At 58.0% G+C, this 16270-nt stretch carries 12 protein-coding genes and 1 tRNA gene; 9 read left to right on the top strand and 4 right to left on the bottom strand.

Going from position 1 to position 16270, the window contains the following annotated elements; all coding sequences use genetic code 11:
- Positions 1-4: 4 nt before the first annotated feature.
- Together Enr8_RS18255 and Enr8_RS18250 are read left to right on the top strand one after the other, a co-directional pair.
- Positions 5-1315: an ATP-binding protein gene (locus Enr8_RS18255; RefSeq protein ID WP_146434215.1), complete on the top strand. Its 1311-nt coding sequence runs from the start codon at positions 5-7 to the stop codon at positions 1313-1315.
- Positions 1312-3543 (top strand): DEAD/DEAH box helicase, encoded by a 2232-nt coding sequence (locus Enr8_RS18250; protein ID WP_146434213.1) that lies wholly within the window; start codon positions 1312-1314, stop codon positions 3541-3543. The genes Enr8_RS18255 and Enr8_RS18250 overlap by 4 nt, the downstream gene beginning before the upstream one ends.
- 666 nt (positions 3544-4209) lie before the next feature.
- On the opposite strand, the gene Enr8_RS18245 is transcribed toward Enr8_RS18250, so the two are convergent.
- Both Enr8_RS18245 and Enr8_RS18240 read right to left on the bottom strand, forming a co-directional pair.
- Positions 4210-4282 (bottom strand) — tRNA-Lys (locus Enr8_RS18245).
- A gap of 125 nt (positions 4283-4407) precedes the next feature.
- Positions 4408-6360: a sigma-54-dependent Fis family transcriptional regulator gene (locus tag Enr8_RS18240; protein WP_146434211.1), complete on the bottom strand. Its 1953-nt coding sequence runs from the start codon at positions 6358-6360 to the stop codon at positions 4408-4410.
- Positions 6361-6544: 184 nt separating this feature from the next.
- Here Enr8_RS18240 and Enr8_RS18235 point away from each other — a divergent pair, with 184 nt between their 5' ends.
- Positions 6545-7387, top strand: a complete 843-nt coding sequence (locus tag Enr8_RS18235; protein WP_146434209.1) for an enoyl-ACP reductase FabI — start codon at positions 6545-6547, stop codon at positions 7385-7387.
- 104 nt (positions 7388-7491) lie between these two features.
- Here Enr8_RS18235 and Enr8_RS18230 read toward each other — a convergent pair whose 3' ends face one another.
- On the bottom strand, positions 7492-7788 hold the full coding sequence (locus tag Enr8_RS18230; RefSeq protein WP_146434207.1) for a hypothetical protein: 297 nt from the start codon (positions 7786-7788) through the stop codon (positions 7492-7494).
- Positions 7789-8125: 337 nt separating this feature from the next.
- Between Enr8_RS18230 and Enr8_RS18225 the strand changes: the two genes are divergently transcribed.
- From Enr8_RS18225 to Enr8_RS18210, 4 genes are all read left to right on the top strand, one after another.
- Positions 8126-8623, top strand: a complete 498-nt coding sequence (locus Enr8_RS18225; RefSeq protein WP_146434205.1) for a CBS domain-containing protein — start codon at positions 8126-8128, stop codon at positions 8621-8623.
- Positions 8624-8741: 118 nt separating this feature from the next.
- Complete coding sequence (locus Enr8_RS18220; RefSeq protein ID WP_186767731.1) at positions 8742-9218, top strand: ATP-dependent zinc protease family protein; 477 nt, start codon at positions 8742-8744, stop codon at positions 9216-9218.
- A gap of 388 nt (positions 9219-9606) precedes the next feature.
- On the top strand, positions 9607-10725 hold the full coding sequence (locus Enr8_RS18215; RefSeq protein WP_146434201.1) for a hypothetical protein: 1119 nt from the start codon (positions 9607-9609) through the stop codon (positions 10723-10725).
- Positions 10726-11037: 312 nt separating this feature from the next.
- The gene (locus tag Enr8_RS18210) at positions 11038-11526 is read left to right on the top strand and encodes a hypothetical protein (protein ID WP_146434199.1); all 489 of its coding nucleotides are present in this window, start codon (positions 11038-11040) and stop codon (positions 11524-11526) included.
- Between the two features lie 544 nt (positions 11527-12070).
- On the opposite strand, the gene clpX is transcribed toward Enr8_RS18210, so the two are convergent.
- Positions 12071-13348 carry an ATP-dependent Clp protease ATP-binding subunit ClpX gene (gene clpX / locus Enr8_RS18205; RefSeq protein ID WP_146434197.1) on the bottom strand — a complete coding sequence of 426 codons (1278 nt, stop codon included), beginning with the start codon at positions 13346-13348 and terminating at the stop codon, positions 12071-12073.
- Positions 13349-14189: 841 nt separating this feature from the next.
- Here clpX and Enr8_RS18200 point away from each other — a divergent pair.
- Positions 14190-14840, top strand: a complete 651-nt coding sequence (locus tag Enr8_RS18200; RefSeq protein WP_146434195.1) for a bifunctional 4-hydroxy-2-oxoglutarate aldolase/2-dehydro-3-deoxy-phosphogluconate aldolase — start codon at positions 14190-14192, stop codon at positions 14838-14840.
- Between the two features lie 268 nt (positions 14841-15108).
- Complete coding sequence (locus Enr8_RS18195) at positions 15109-16032, top strand: DUF1559 family PulG-like putative transporter (protein ID WP_222434904.1); 924 nt, start codon at positions 15109-15111, stop codon at positions 16030-16032.
- Positions 16033-16270 lie beyond the last annotated feature (238 nt).

Below are 16270 nucleotides of genomic sequence, written 5' to 3'. Positions count from 1 at the left end.
GAACATGGCGAAGCTTTCCCCCCGAGAACAAGCGGCGATTCTTCAATCCCTCGGCGCAGGCGTCGTCCCTGCGATTGGTTTGCATCACATCCAGGTTGGGCGTTTGAAGGAAGTGGAAGCGTTGATCGGCGATCTAAACCTCGTCGAGCAAGGTGGAGCATCGGTTCGGTTTATTGTGGGGCGATTTGGAAGCGGCAAAACGTTTTTTCTGAACTTGGTCCGCAATGTCGCCCAGCAGCGAAAATTCGTCGTTGCTCAAGCCGACATCACCACCGAACGACGATTTCATGGCTCCGGCGGCCAGGCGCGGTCTTTGTATAGCGAGTTGATGCGAAATGTCTCGACGCGTTCGCGTCCCGACGGTAGCGCCCTGCAGAATGTCGTCGAACGCTGGATAGGCGACGTTGATCATCAAATTCGCAGCAGCGGCGGGTCCGAAGAAGACGTCAAGCGAGAATTCACTCGTCTGCTGAAACCGCTGCAAGACTTGGTGAGCGGATTTGACTTCGTAACGGTAATCACCAAATACTACGAAGGATTTCTCGCCCACAACGAAGACGTGCAGAGTTGCGCAATACGATGGCTCAGGGCCGAGTATTCCACGAAGACTGAAGCTCGCCAGGACCTCGGCGTCCGTTCCATCATCGACGACTCCGGCTTCTACGACTATCTCAAGCTATTCGCCAAGTTCGTCCGAATCGCCGGATATGCCGGTTTGCTGGTAAGCATCGATGAATTGGTGGTGCTGTCGCATCGGCTTGCCAGCACGGCGGCGAGAAATCGGAACTACGAAGCGCTTCTGCGGATTATTAACGATTGCCTGCAAGGACGCGTCGAAGGATTGGCGTTTCTCTTTGCCGGGACGGACCAATGCATGAGCGATCCGCGCCGTGGTTTGTATAGCTACGAGGCGCTGGCGACTCGATTGGCGCCCAACCGCTTCGCCTCCGAGGGACAACAAGATATGTCGTCACCGGTGATTCAATTGGAGAATCTGAGTCCCGAAGATTGCTATGTGCTGCTCGACAACATTCGCCGAGTGCACGCCGGAGGGGACTCCGAAAGCTCGCCATTGCCCAATGATGGGATCATCGCCTATTTGCAAGATTGCAATACGCGAATGGGGGCCGCCTATTTTCAGACGCCGCGCGATACGGTTCGCGACTTTGTCAACCTGTTGAACATGTTGCAACAGGATAGCAACAAGAGCTGGCAGGATCATTTGCAAGCGATTTCGGCGACGTCGACGCTAACGAAATCGGACGAAGACGAATTCGTTGCCGAAGATGATGACCTTAGCGAGTTCACCCTGTGAGCGAACGCCCGGCGTTTGATCTCTTGGCCCGACCGATCCAACGCATCTTGTGGGACATGCAATGGCGAGATTTACGTCCGCTTCAAGAGGAAGCGATTCGCCGCTTCTTCGGTGAAGAATCCGATTTGCTGATTTCGGCGCAGACCGCTGCCGGTAAAACGGAGGCGGCATTCCTGCCGGTCTTGTCGCAGCTATTCACTGAGCCCGCCGATTCCGTACAGGCGATGTACGTCGGTCCGCTCAAAGCGCTCATCAACGATCAATTCCGCCGTTTGGAGCGACTTTGCGAAAGAGCCGAGATTCCGGTTCATCGCTGGCATGGCGACGTCAGCGCCAGCCAAAAGAAACTGCTGCTCAAACGGCCGTCCGGCGTATTGCTGATCACACCGGAATCGATTGAGTCGCTTTTTATTAATCGTAAGAACCAACTTCCCAATCTCTTTCGCTCGCTGCAATACGTCGTGATTGACGAAATTCACGCGTTGGTCGGTAGCGAACGCGGAACGCATCTACGCAGCTTGCTGTTTCGACTGCAGCGCCATGCCGCGGAGACGTTCCGAATGATTGGCCTTTCGGCGACGCTTGGCGATTCTTTCCCCCAATATGAGAATTGGTTGCGGCCCGACCGGGATCGCGCTGTGAAACTGATTAGGGGGCCGTCAGGCGAAAAGCGGTTGATGTTTAAGATTCACGGCTATCGGGCAGACTTGGCACCGCCGAAGAGTCGCAGACCTGAAGAGCAAAGGCCCGCGGAAGATGAGGAGCAAGAATTTCATCGGGCCATCGCCGACGATATCTTCAAGCACTTCGTTGGAAAACGAAACTTGGTGTTCGCGAACAACAAGACCGACGTCGAGTTGTATTGTCACCTGCTGAACGAACGCTGTCGCTTGGAAAATCGCCCGGAGGAATTCCTGATCCATCATGGTTCGCTCAGCAAGGAGATTCGCGAATTCACCGAACAGCAAATGCAGGGAGATCGACCGCGCACGACGGTTTGTTCTTCGACGCTAGAACTGGGCATCGACATTGGCTCCGTAGCTGCAGTTGGACATATCGATTCCCCCTTTACGGTGAATTCGCAAGTTCAGCGTCTGGGACGCAGCGGACGAGGAGACGGTGAACCACAATGCATGCGGGTCTACGTCCGCCAGCGCAAAGTTCCTGCGACCGACCCGGTGATCGATCGAGTCTATCCCGACCTGTTGCGGGCGATTGCCCTCACCGAATTGATGCTGCAGGAACCTCAATGGGTCGAACCGCCGCAGATCGACCAATTGGACCTCAGCACTCTGACGCACCAGATTTTAAGCGTCTTGGCGGAAACAGGCGGCTGTCACGCTGGAGAAATCTTTGATCGACTTTGTGGGCGTGGGGCTTTTCGAGCAGTCGATCGCGGGTTATTCGCTGGCGTATTGCGCAGCCTAGGCGCGAAGGGAATCGTCGAACAAATGGACGGAGGAGATTTGCTGCTGGCGCCGGATGGCGAAGCGATCGTCGAGCACTACTCGTTCTATGCCGCGTTTCAAAGCGGCTTGGAGTATTCGTTGATTCAGGGCGGAGAAGTTCTGGGTAAACTGCCAAGCGGGATATTTGATATGCCTGAGGTGAGCGATCACATATTATTCGCCGGCCGTCGCTGGCAAATTCAGGAGATCGTACACGAGCGACGAGAGATACTGGTACGACCAGCAAAAGGAAAGAAGCTACCAAGGTTTTCTAGCGGATCTATGGAAATCCATGCACGGGTTGTGGCCAAGATGCGAGACGCGCTAATATCGACGACTCAGTATCGCTACCTGAATGAAATGGGGAGCCAAATGCTTCAGGAGGCCCGGGGCATCGCACTGCAAACGGGGCTTGAAAAGACGTCGTTCGTATCTCGCTCAGGCGGAAAATGCACCTGGTTCCCTTGGACGGGAACCAAGATTTTCAACACCTTGAAACTGCTGGCGGAAAGAATTGGCCTGAATCCTACGCCGGATTTCCACCGTTTGACTCTGGACTTTGATGTTGGAGTTGATTTTGTTCGGGAACGGTGGAAGACGCTGCGTCTCGCCGACATCGACGCAAGGGAACTGGCGAGAAAGTCTGGTGGGTTGAGACGCGGTAAATTCGATGATTTAGTCGCCGAGCCTCTGCTTGCAAAAGCGATTGCGCATGACTACCTGGACGTTCAAGGTGCTGTTTGTGTGCTGCGTCAGGAGGGACTACTTCCTGGTGACTAATCGACCCCGTATCGTCCGCTTCTTTTCTTGACAAAGCGCACGAATTCGTGCTCGATTGCAGGGGCGGAGGGAAAGCGGAAAGCGGACGGAGATGTTGCTGGCGAAAAAAACGAAGCGCGGCGGTCCAGTTTTGGGCGTGTTTGAAAATTGAGAACGGTCCGGTCCGGTGGGGCGGATGGGGAGGCATCTTGTCGCTACGCGACCCGCCCGGTCTGAAGCAGGCCGGACGGGCCACCCGGGGGACGAAAAAAAATGCGCCGGTCCGGTCCAGGTGTGGAGGCGGCCGTGCTGGGGCTGGGGGCGGAAACCACGGGGCGGCCGAAGTGGTTGGGGGGATGGGAGTTGTAACGGGGAAGGAAAAAATCGAAAGTGGCGGTCCAGTTTTGGGGCGATGCCATGCTCTTCTCGCGAAGACGCGATAAGAGCATGGCACCAAGGAAAAAAACGGGGCGCGGTGGTCCAGTTTTTCCGGTGTGTTTAAGAATTGAGAACGGTCCGGTCCGGTCCGGCGGATGGGCCTTCTGGTTTAGGCATTAGTCATTAGACATTCGTCGTTTTTACTGCCGGCCCGATTCCCTTGCTCGCGCGGCGGGCTAGTAAAGATAGATAGACGCGAGCAGCGCGCAAGAAAAAAGCTGACCCGTGGGGGCCAGCTGAATGATTGAGTGCTCCCTGTTGGAATCGAACCAACAACCTACTGATTAAGAGTCAGTTGCTCTGCCGATTGAGCTAAAGGAGCGTTTTCTTAGGAGACGCAACTGCTTGTCGGCAGGTTCGCGTTCCCTCGAATTCCATAATGTAACGGTAACATCGGAATTCACCAAGGAGGGCTCCAGGTTTCCTCCTCCTTTTTTTGCTGGGGGGCTAATCGTCGTCGCGGTTCGAGGTCGAATCGAGCATTTCGAGCTGCTTCATTTTGCGGTAGAGGTTCGAGCGGTGCATGCCGATCTTTTCGGCGGCGGCGCTGATGTTGCCTTGGGCGGCGTCGACGTGGCGTTGGATGTAACGTCTTTGAAATTCAGCAGTTGCGTCGTTTAGCGGGATGTTCATCGGGCCCTCGTCGGGGGCGTCGAGCGAGTGGAACTGCAGCGACTCGGGCTGAATCACGTCTTCACTGTGGAGGAAAATGACCCGCTCCATCGTGTTGCGGAGTTCGCGGACGTTGCCGGGCCAATTGTGGACGAGCAAGCGGCGCTGGGCGCCGGCGGAGAGAGTCGGCGTGTGGCGGCCTGTTTTGAGGGCGAAATGGTGGAGGAAATGGTTGGCCAGGGTGACGACGTCGTTGTCGCGCTCGCGGAGCGGAGGCAGTTCGATCGTCACCACATGCAGGCGAAAGAAGAGGTCTTCGCGGAACTTCTTGGCCCGGACTAGCTCGCCCAGATCGCGGTTGGTGGCGGCGATGATGCGGACGTCGACCTGGATCTCGCTGGTTCCGCCGACGCGGGTGATCTGCTGGTCTTCTAGCACGCGGAGGAGCTTGGCCTGGCCGGCGAGGGTGAGGTCGCCGATTTCGTCGAGGAAGAGAGTGCCGCCATCAGCCAGCTCGAACTTGCCGGGTCGGGTTTCGTCGGCCCCGGTGTAGGCGCCCTTCTCTGCCCCAAAGAGTTCGCTTTCGAGCAGCGTGTCGGGGACGGCGGCGCAGTTGACCGCGACCAACGGCTGAGCCCGGCGATCGCTGCGGAAGTGAATCGATTGGCTGACGACTTCCTTGCCGGTACCGTTCTCGCCGAGGACCAGCACCGGCAGGTTTGACTCGGCGACGCGGCGGATCGTGCCGCGCAGCGTGGCGATGGCGGGGCAGTCGCCGATCAGCTCGGCGGCGGCTGCGGCGGCATCGGCCAGGCGATTGCGACTGGCGAGGATTTTCTCGGTTTCCTGGGTGTTTTCGAGGGCGGAAGAGGCGTGCTGGGCAAGCTCGGTCAGGCCGACTTCATCTTCGGCGGTGAAGTTGCCTTGCAGCTTGTTGATCAGCTCGAAGGCGCCAAAGATGCGGCCGCGGCGCCCGGTCAGCGGAACGCAGAGGAGGTTGCGGGTATGAAAGGCGAGCGACTGATCGATGTCGCGGTTGATCTCGTCTTGCTCAAGCTCATCGACACGGCGTGGTTCGCCCGTTTGCACAACATGGCCGACGACGCCGCGGTCGTCAGGGACGCGGAGTTCGCCACCTTCGATACCGAGAGCCGGGCGACCGACGAGCGTTTTCTTCGGGCGATCCCATAGGAAGATGCTGGCCCGCTCGGCGCCGAACAGATCGGCGGCCGCTTCGGCCATTTCGGTCAGCAGGGTGCGCATGTCGCGGGTTTTCTGCCACGACTCGATGATGGTGAGGAGTTGCTCGAGCCGTTTCAGCCGAGCCTGGCGAGCGTTCCGCTCGCGAATCATCGCGACGCCGTACCCCAGCAGATGGGCCGTCATGGCGACCCGGACCTTCAGCGAGGGGGCGGCTTGCGGCGTGGTGCAGACGGCCAAGACCAGCGACTGTGTGGGGTGGCCGCCGATGGCGACGGTCAGCCAGTTTTCGGCCAGGACGGTTTCGCGGGCATCGACGGCGGCGACCAAAGCGGCGTTAGGCAGCGAATGCCGGCGGCCTGCTTCGGCCAGAGTAGCCCATTGGCCGAGGTTATTGCGGGCGGCGACCGCCAAGTAGTCGGCCGAGCCCTGCTGGAAGATGGCGTCGAGGGCGTCGTGCAGGTATTTTTCGAGCCGATCGGCGGCGGTGGCCAGGGCGACGACCCGCAGGTGCCGGGCGCCGAGCAGATTTTGCGCTTCGCCAAGGGCGAGGGCCGATTCGATTTCGTCGTATTGGGCTCCGCCCATGCCGGGGTCTCCGTTACCGTCGTCAAAGGATTACGCCTGTATGTTATCAAAATGATTCGGGCGTGGAGCTGGACGTATCAGGAAGTCCGCTTTTGAGAGGGGCCGGAAACGGGTATTCTGGGCAATTATTACCACGGTTTAAGAGCCGCAGACTATTTGGACGCTAGGCGGAGGAGATCTCGCAGTGCAACTATTCGAGGGGAAAAAAGGGCTGATCGTCGGCGTCGCCAACAATCACTCGATCGCTTGGGCGATTGCTGAGCAAATCATGGCGGCCGGCGGGCAGTGCGGATTTACTCACCTGCCGGACAAGCCGGAAGACGACCGCAAGAAGAACCAACACCGCGTCAGCAAGCTGATCGAAGGAAACCCGAACGCGAAGTTCCTGGTTCCGCTGGACGTGCAGTCGAACGAGAATATCGCCGAGGTGATGGAGAAGACGAAGCAAGAGTTTGGCGAGATCGACTTCTTGCTGCACTCGGTGGCGTTTGCGTCGCTGGAAGATCTGCGGGTGCCGACGGTCCAGTGCAGCCGCGAAGGCTTTAAGTTGGCGATGGATATCAGCGCCTACAGCTTGATCGCGCTGACCAACGCGGCCCGACCGATCTTGAGCAAGAACAGCTCGGTCTGTGCGATGACCTATTACGGCGGCGAGCGAATCGTGCCGGGCTACAACATGATGGGCGTCTGCAAAGCGGCGCTTGATTCGATCGTCAAATACCTGGCCTTCGACCTGGGCCCGGATGGGGTTCGCGTCAACGCGATCAGCGCCGGCCCACTAAAGACGCTGGCCAGCAGCGCCGTCGGCGCCAAGGAAATGCTGGAGATGTACGCGGCGATCGCCCCGACCGGCGACGGCATCACTCACGAGCAAGTCGGCAAGGCGGGCAGCTACTTGCTGTCGGACATGTCGCAAGGCGTAACGGCCGAGATCTTGCATGTCGACGGCGGCTACAACCAGATGGGTAGCCCGGGCCGGATGCTGGACGTGGTCAAAGAGATGAAGGGCCAACTGGGCGTCAAGTAAGTTTGGACCCCTTTCACACGCAAGAAAACAAAAACGCCGAGCCAGAGGTGAACGATCTCTGGCTCGGCGCTTGTATGTAAGTGCGTCGAATTATCGGGCGACGTCTAGTTCGCCTTGGGCATACCGGCTTCTGCGCCAGGGAATCGACCGCGAAGGAACAAACGCTCCCACCAGTTGGCGGCACGTAGGCGCGGGTCGTCACGCTTGATGGCGTGGATTTTTCCCTTTCGCGTACGTACGACGACCGAGTCCTGGTCGATTTGCTCGATCACCCAGTACTTGTCGACGGCGTAAGTGTAGTACTCGCCTCGCGGTTCTGGATCGGTGTCATAGGCGCGGGGACCTGGATGCGTGGTGTGTTTGGTCTTGCGATAGACCACCGGATCGCCCTGTTTAAACATCGTAGGTCTCCATTCCACACATTAGGCATGAGGCATGAGGGATTCTGCGCACTATTAAGATTACTTTGTTTCCAAAAAACCGTCAAACTGAACCTGTAGCGTCTGGTGTCTCGAGAAATCAGGGCAACGAATCAACCGGCGTAAATGTGGGGGCTTGCGGCATTCTGGGATCCATTAGAGATACTTATTGGAATGATTTGTTCCAAAAACTTGCAAGAAAAAGATTGCTGCATTTCACTCGCCCCGCTTAAAATGAACTCCCTCTTCAGATACTTAGAAGCTCCCCGCTCATCCAATCTTTTTTTCTCCTACTTGTTAGGGAAAGGGGACTGTGACGATGAATTCTTCTGCTTCGGAAGGCCGCGCGCCGGTAGCTCGTGACTTTATGGCGACCAAGCTAATCACGCTTCGTCCTGAAGATGACGCGATGGACGCGATGCGTAAGCTTCTGCAATACCGCATTTCTGGCGCCCCGGTCGTCGATCAGGCGGGGACCTACCTGGGGGTTTTCTCTGAGAAGACTTCGATGAACTTTCTGCTCGACGCGATGTACGAGCAATTACCGTCCAACGAAGTGCGGGCCTTCATGAACACCGATCCCAATCGGACGATTGATGAAGAAACCGACTTACTGCGTTGCATCCAGATCTTCAAGAGCACCGAATATCGTCGCTTACCGGTCCTGCGCGACGGCAAATTAGTGGGGCAGATTAGCCGGCGCGACGTGTTGAACGCCGCGGTCAAACTGGTTGATACCATCAAGAGCCGCCGCAACGGCAAGTTTGTGATGTATTTCAGTGCGATTCTGGATGTCGATCAGTCCCCGGTCGATTGATCGGGGGCTGATCCGTCTTGCGAAAGCGACCCTCGGGCGGCAGTTTGCATCTGCCGGGGCGAAATCGGATCGGCTAAAATCTTCGCCAAAGCAAGAGGCTACACGCGCGAGGGTAACAGTGACCGACCAGAAACCGGATTCAGTCGTTATCGGCTGGCAAGAGTTTGTAGCGCTGCCCGAATGGAACGTTCCGCCAATTCGGGCCAAATCAGACAGCGGCGCTCGCAGCAGCGCCATCGACGTCGTCGACTTTGAAGAGCTGCCGGGCGAACGCGTGCTGTTTCACGTGGCCCTCTCGAAGAAAAACCGGGACAACCTGGTCACCATTGAAGCGCCCATCAAACGCCGGACGCGCATCAAATCGAGCAACGGCAGCGTCCACGATCGGCTGATTGTCGAGACGACCATCCAAATCGGCGACCATGCAGCTCTAGTCGAACTGGGCTTGGTCTGCCGCAAGACGATGCTCTGCCGCATGCTGCTGGGCCGAACGGCGCTGGCTGGGCGTTTTCTCGTTAATTCTGAAAGGCGCTATCTGCTGAGCGAAAAACCGCCGGCGACCAAGCACAAAAAGCGTCGCCCGGGAAAAGCGTGAACCGCCATGCGAGACCTTGCGTAACGGACCGTGGCGCGGAACGTTCACCACGCTAGCGTTGTTTTCGTCGCGGCGTTCCGAAACTGTGCAAAACTGGTCTAGGTGATCGCGGCGTTCTGGATTAGGTTGCCTGTAATCTTTACAAACGGCGATTGCGGCATGGAAGGTCGCGGGCTCCTATTGGGGGGCCTTCGCTGACGAGAAAGAGATTGCGTCACTGATCCAAGTCATGTGGCGCCAATGACGAAGTGACGGCGATTGATTGGAATCAGCGTCGTCCCTCGCTGCTGGAGTTCCTCCCCCGGGAACCGACGCGGCGCCCAAGAAGCGAGTTGCAGGAGGCGACTCGTACCCGCACGATCCCAGAACACTTGGAGATTCCAAGAGCATGGAAGCTCGTATCCGCTTCGCGGCGCTTCTGCTGGCCGCGCTACTCTCGCTAGGCGCAAACTACCGCACCGAAAACTTCGTGGTCACCGCGCCCGATCAGCAAATGGCCAAACAGGTCTGCCTGGCGGCCGAAGGTTTCCGCAAACAGCATGCGACCGAATGGCTCGGCCGCGAATTGCCCCCCTGGTCGCAACCTTGCCCGATCTTGGTGAAGGTGGGCGGCGGCGCCGGCGGCTTCACCCAGTTCGCCTTCAACCGCGGCGTGCCGTTCAACTGGACGATGGAAATCCAAGGTTCGCCAGAGCGGATCCTCGACTCGGTGCTGCCGCACGAAGTGCTGCACACGATCTTCGCCACGCACTTTGGTCGTCCCCTGCCCCGCTGGGCCGACGAAGGCGCCTGCACGACGGTCGAGCACGAATCGGAGAAGAACAAGAACACCAAGCTGCTGTACGAATGCCTGACCACCGATCGTGGCATCGCCTTCAATCGCATGTTTTCGATGGAAGACTACCCGCCCGACGTCTTGCCGCTATACGCCCAAGGCTACTCGCTGGCTCGCTACCTGATCGTCCAGGGCGGCAAGCAAAAATATGTGCAGTACGTCGGCGAAGGAATGCGGACCAACAACTGGACCCGTTCGACCAACAAGTACTACGGCTACCACAGCCTCAGCGATCTGCAGGTCGCCTGGCTTGATTGGGTTCGCGACGGCAGCCAATTGGCCAACGTCCGTGGTCCGCAGCAGCAACTTGCCCAGAACCATCCGCAGCCGTTCGTCGCTCGCGGCCAAAGCCCTGATGGCCCGGTCGCCACGCCGGCTTCGTATGCGATGACTCCGATTGGCGGCGCCAAGTCGCAGCCGGTTCGCCAGGTGAGCGCCAGCGCCAATAGCGACGGCTTCTATCATCGCGGCGGCCAAGAAACGCCCGGCGGCGACGTGGTGATGAATGTTGCCGCCGATCAAGCGGCCCGCCAGATTGGCTCGCAGCCGCAACCGATCGCCCCGACCCAGCCGAGCCCGCCGGCCCAGGAAAAGGTTTTGCTGGAATGGGAGCGAACCAGCCGCAGCGCTCCGACGTATTACTTACCAGGCGGAACGTCGCTGTTCCGCTAAACCGAAGCAAGCGACTCCTGACTGACAGAACGAAAGACGCCGACCACCCGCAAGTCGGCGTTTTTTGTTTTCTTGGCGAAGCTTAACTGCCTGTTGAAAAATGCCATCGTGGCATTTTCCAACCTCGCCAGGCTCAGAGCGTAGCTCTTCGCGGCTCGCAAAATAACGACTTACGTCGCTATTTGGGGATCGCATCCATGCAATCACGCAGTCCGTCGAGAAAATCAACGGACTGTTAAACTTACCGACCCCCTGCGCGTTTTGTGCTCTATACTTCCATCGGTGGGCTAAAGATGCTGCTTTGGAGTTGTTATGCGGATTCTAGTACCGGTTGTAGTATGCGTTGTCGCATATGTCGGTTTTACCTTGTTTCGCGGCCTGGAAGGGCCCCGGGGCGACGCCGCGCAGTTTGACGCGCCGAAGATCGCTGCCGAAAACGATATCGAAGCGGTCGTACGATCGGGCCTGCAAGCGGTAGATACGATCTCCCAAACCAGCCAACGCACGCGTGAGCTAATCAGTCTCGATCCCTTCCCGCAGGATCAAAACATCGCGGCCTCGCGCAGCGATCTCGCCGAGGTGCTCGGCCTGATGGATCGGCAACTCTACCAAGTACGCTACGCCGCTGAGAAAATTCTTGCCGGGGAACGCTCGCCGGAGTTGATCCAGCAGTATTTAGGCGGCATGGAAAAGCTGCAAACGCTCAATCAGTCGTACCGGGCCAAGATGCAGTACCTGCAGTTTCTGTACGCGGCGAAGGCGGAACAGGCGCACGATGCTTGGAGTGATGGTGGGCGGTAAGATGATTGGGTGTCATTAGAGCGGTTTTCTTCAATCTTTAGCGTTGTGGCTGGTTGCGGCCGCGCTGGTCGGCGTTGACCTGCATCGACGAATCTTGAGGATTCGCCTGCTTCGGTCGCCTGGACCAGCTTGCCTCACCAACGCCAGAAACGCTACAGCTATCAGAAAAACGCTCTAGACAGGGAGATTGAAAACCGCCCGCCGATTCGATCTGGACCATCATAGGCGCTTGGCAGGATTGCGTTTACATGAGCGCCGATCGTTTCCAGTTGATCGGCGACTTCTATAAAGCGTAGAACGCTATACATCGTTGAGTCCCATAGAGAGAATCCTCGCTCGCACGTTTTGATGTTGCGCTTTTTCGTTGTTCGGGAAATGTTGAATCGCGCAACTTCAAAACGCGCGCGTCGGGCTACGATTCGTTCGCCAACTCCCGTAGCGCGCACGAAAAAACCCCAGCCGGTGGAGAGTCGGCTGGGGCTTGGGTTCGCTATCAAGTTGCGGAGGTCAAAGTTGCTACGTCAAACTAGCGGAGGGGATTTAATTACGCGCTCTTCGTTTCCGGCATTTTGAAGAGTGGGTCGCGTCCTTCGATAACTTCTCGAGTGATCGAGAACGAGCTGCCGGGCTCTTGTTCCGGCAGATCGAACATGATGTCGAGCATCACTTCTTCGATAATCGAGCGGAGGCCGCGGGCGCCGGTACCCTTGTTCAGGGCACGTTGGGCGATCGCTTCCAGGGCGTCATCGGCGAATTCAAGCGACGCGTTTTCCATTTCAAACAGTTGCTCGTACTGCTTGGTCAACGCGTTCTTCGGCTCGGTTAGCACGCTCTTCAGGCCGGCGGCGTCGAGCGGTTCGAGCGAGCAGACGACCGGCAGACGACCGACCAGTTCCGGAATCAAACCGAATTCCAGGATGTCGTCGCTGGTGACGTTTCGCAGGCATTCGGCCGAGTCGGCTTCGCTCTTGTAGCCCGATTGTTGACCGAACCCGATCGACTTGCGTCCCAGACGCTTGCGAACGATGTCTTCGACCCCGACGAACGTGCCGCCGCAGATGAAGAGGATGTTGCTGGTGTCGATCTGGATATACTGCTGTTCCGGATGCTTGCGTCCCCCTTGCGGCGGAACGTTGGCGACGGTTCCTTCGAGCATCTTGAGCAGGGCCTGTTGGACCCCTTCGCCCGAGACGTCGCGGGTGATCGAGACGTTGTTGGACGTCTTGCCGATCTTGTCGATTTCGTCGATGTACAGCACGCCGCGCTGAGCCGCTTCGACGTCAAAGTCGGCGGCGTGCAGCAGTTTCAGCAGCAGGTTCTCGACATCTTCGCCCACATAGCCGGCTTCGGTCAGCGTGGTGGCGTCGCCGATGGCGAACGGCACGTTGAGGATGCGGGCCAAGGTGCGAGCGAGCAGCGTTTTGCCGCTGCCGGTCGGGCCGGCGAGCAGGATGTTCGATTTTTCGATTTCGACGTCCGCGCCTTCGGCGCCCATCATCAGACGCTTGTAGTGGTTGTGGACGGCGACCGATAGCACCTTTTTGGCGTTACCCTGGCCGATGACGTACTCGTCGAGCGACGTCATAATTTCGCGTGGGCTGGGAACGTGGTTAAACAGTTTGCCGCTGGCGCCGCGACGGCGATTCTCTTGTTCGAGGATCGACTTGCAGAGATCGATACATTCTCCGCAGATGTAAACGTCACCGGGCCCTTCGACCAGCGGTCCAACTTCCCGGTAGCTTTTGCGGCAGAACGAACAGAAAGCGTTCTTTTTATTCGTCGAACTGCGACGTCCACCAGTGAGATCTTTTCCCGCGGGCATTCACATAACTCCTTTACGGCTTCTCAAGTTGAACCGAGCGCGACGTATAGTCGCGTCATTGGCGAAAGGGCGATGTTCGCCGACTCAGTTCCAAACTCCCAGGTGTCGCTCGATTGGCCGTTGGCGGTGAAGCCGTGGGCCCGGGGGGCATCCTTGTCCGCAGAGAGTCGAGCTATCGTTCTCTAGTAAATCTATCTCAAGCGTCCGTACATTCCGGGCTCGAAGTCACGCGTTGTCGCTGACAAGTTGTGATTTCGACCCAGCAGCCTCCCAGGCTTGAACAACTCGATGTACGGATGCATCGTTACGTTTGTGCGGAACATAACCGCAAAAAAGTCAGACATCCTTTGGCTTTTCCGATTGCGGCTCATCTTTTGGATCTGTTGCCGCGTTACGGATTTGCGTCGAAATGTCCGTCTTAATCTTTCGGAATTCCTCGTCGCTAAGAGCACCCCGTGAATGCAAATCCCGGAAGTTTGATAGCAGTGTTTCTTGCTCTGGCAGGTCGTCGTCGGCGCGATCCCGAAACCTTCTCATAATTTGGAACGCTAGTATCAGTGCTACGAGTGAAAGCACTAGTAGCACAATTCCCTGTCCTAGGTTCCAGAACGTTTCTGCGTCCATTCTTCTTCAAGCGAGCGCGGGGTGGAGAGGAGAACAACCGCGCGGCCCGAGCGGCGTCTGGTTTTGGTATTATCTCATGTTTGGCCAGTTTGACAAAGCTTTGCCTAAAAGTTGGCCTCACTTGAGTTTACCTTTTTTTCGCATCGATGGGGCGGAACCGTCGTCTGGGCGTCCTCCGCTGCGTCAGCAAACGTCTTTCTGGGGGAACCGCACCGCCATGCCAGCACCGACCACCGTCCAGCGGATCACCGATTGCGGAATTGTCGCCGTTCTGCGGGCAGATCGCCCCGAAGCGGTCGTCGATATCGCCGAAGCGCTGCTGGCCGGCGGCGTTCATGCGATCGAGGTGACCTTCACCGTGCCCAAGGCGCACCAGGTGCTGGAAGCGGTCGCCGACCGGCTGGGGGGGAAGATTGTGTTGGGCGCCGGGACAGTTTTGGATCCCGAGACCGCCCGACTGGCCATATTGGCGGGCGCCGAGTTTATCGTCTCGCCGGCGATCAACCTGGAGACGATCGAGCTGTGCCGGCGCTACAGTAAAGCGGTCCTGCCTGGAGCGCTGACGCCCACCGAGGTGCTGACCGCCTGGCAGGCCGGGGCCGACGTGGTGAAGATCTTTCCGTCGGAGATTACTGGGCCGAAGTACCTGAAGGCGCTGCATGGTCCCCTGCCCTACATCCAGCTAATGCCGACCGGCGGCGTCAATTTGCAGACCGCGGCTGACTTTCTGGCGTCAGGCGCCTGTGCTTTGGGCGTGGGTGGGTCTTTGATTGACAAGCAAGCGGTCGCGACCGGCGATATGCAGCGGATCGCCGACTTGGCGGCCCAATACGTGCAGATCGTGCAAGACTTCCGAGCCAGAAATTGACAGACTGTTAGCTGACTGTTGAAAAATGCCATCGTGGCATTTTCCAACCTCGCCAGGCTCAGAGCGTAGCTCTTCGCGGCTCGCAAAATAACGACTTACGTCGTTATTTTGGGATCGCATCCGTGCGATCACGCAGTCCGTCGAGAAAATCAACGGACTGTTAGCGATCGTCGCCAGGGACGCCTATAATCGGCGCTGTTCGACGCCCCCCTCGCAGAATGCTTACCCTATGCCGATCTCGTTTACTTGTCCCCACTGCGGGACGCAAATGGAAATCGATGAAAGCTACGCCGGCCAATCAGGCCCGTGCGCCATTTGCGCCAAGACGATTACGATTCCGCAGTTGGCTGCGACCGGGCCGACGGTCGCGCAGGTCGTGAAACCTGGCGCTCGGCGGCGCCCTGCCGAGACCGATCAGGCCCGGATGCCGCTGTCGACGATCATGATGATCCTGGGCTTTTCGTTTGCGGGGCTCGCTTGCTTGGCGATTTGCGGCGGCGGCGTCGCCAGCGTGGCGGTTCCGGCGATCCGCCAAGCCCGCCGCAATACGCAAAACGAGGCCTCACGCGACAATCTCAAACGTATCGCCGAGGCGATGAACGCCTATCACGATACTTATGGGGCTTTCCCGCCGGCGGTCACGACCGACGACAAGGGGAAGCCGATGCACTCGTGGCGGGTGCTGCTGTTGCCATTTCTGGGGCACTCCGACATTTACTCTCGGTACAACCTGAGTTTGCCGTGGGACGATCCGACCAACATGCAGTTGGTCTACGAAATGCCGAGCGTCTATCGCAGTTTTGACGACTCCAGCAGCGGCGGCTACTATGACACGCGGTTTGTCGTGATTCGCGGTAAGCAAACCTTGTTTCCCGATGACGGCGGCGTCTCACGGGGCGATGTCGCCGATGATCCCGATTCGGTGCTGTTGGTAGTTGAAAAGAACGGAACCGGAGTCAATTGGATCGAGCCGACCGATCTGTTGCTCAATCGAGATTCGCTGCTGATCGAAAATGATCCCGAAAACGCCGCAACCTTGCCCAATAGCCTGACCGGCAATGTCGTCATGCAGGGAGGGGACGTCTTCTTGCTGCCCGACTACACAAGTCAGCAACTGATGCACGACATGTCGACCCGCGACGGGAGAGAAGAGGTCTATACCGAACTGCAGGACCTGCTGACGACGCCGTGATCGCGTCTGATAAACCTGGCCGGTTGCGGGGCGGCGTCCGACTGGGCGAGATTCGACTAGCGATAGAAGTCGACAGTTGGGGGCAATACCGGCAGCACCCCTAGGACGGACAAACTCTGCGCCGTCGGCAAAGTCTTCCATGGTTCGCTAACGGGACCAAACAGGGCTGCTATCTCCAGCGACATTTCCTAATCGTCCGATAGTAACGAACAACCGTCGTTGACTTTCTGCAGACGTC

Source organism: Blastopirellula retiformator, from assembly GCF_007859755.1.
GTDB classification, from domain to species: Bacteria; Planctomycetota; Planctomycetia; order Pirellulales; family Pirellulaceae; genus Blastopirellula; species Blastopirellula retiformator.
The sequence above is the reverse complement of the archived record's forward strand: the minus strand, read 5'-3'. Positions and strand labels throughout refer to the sequence as shown.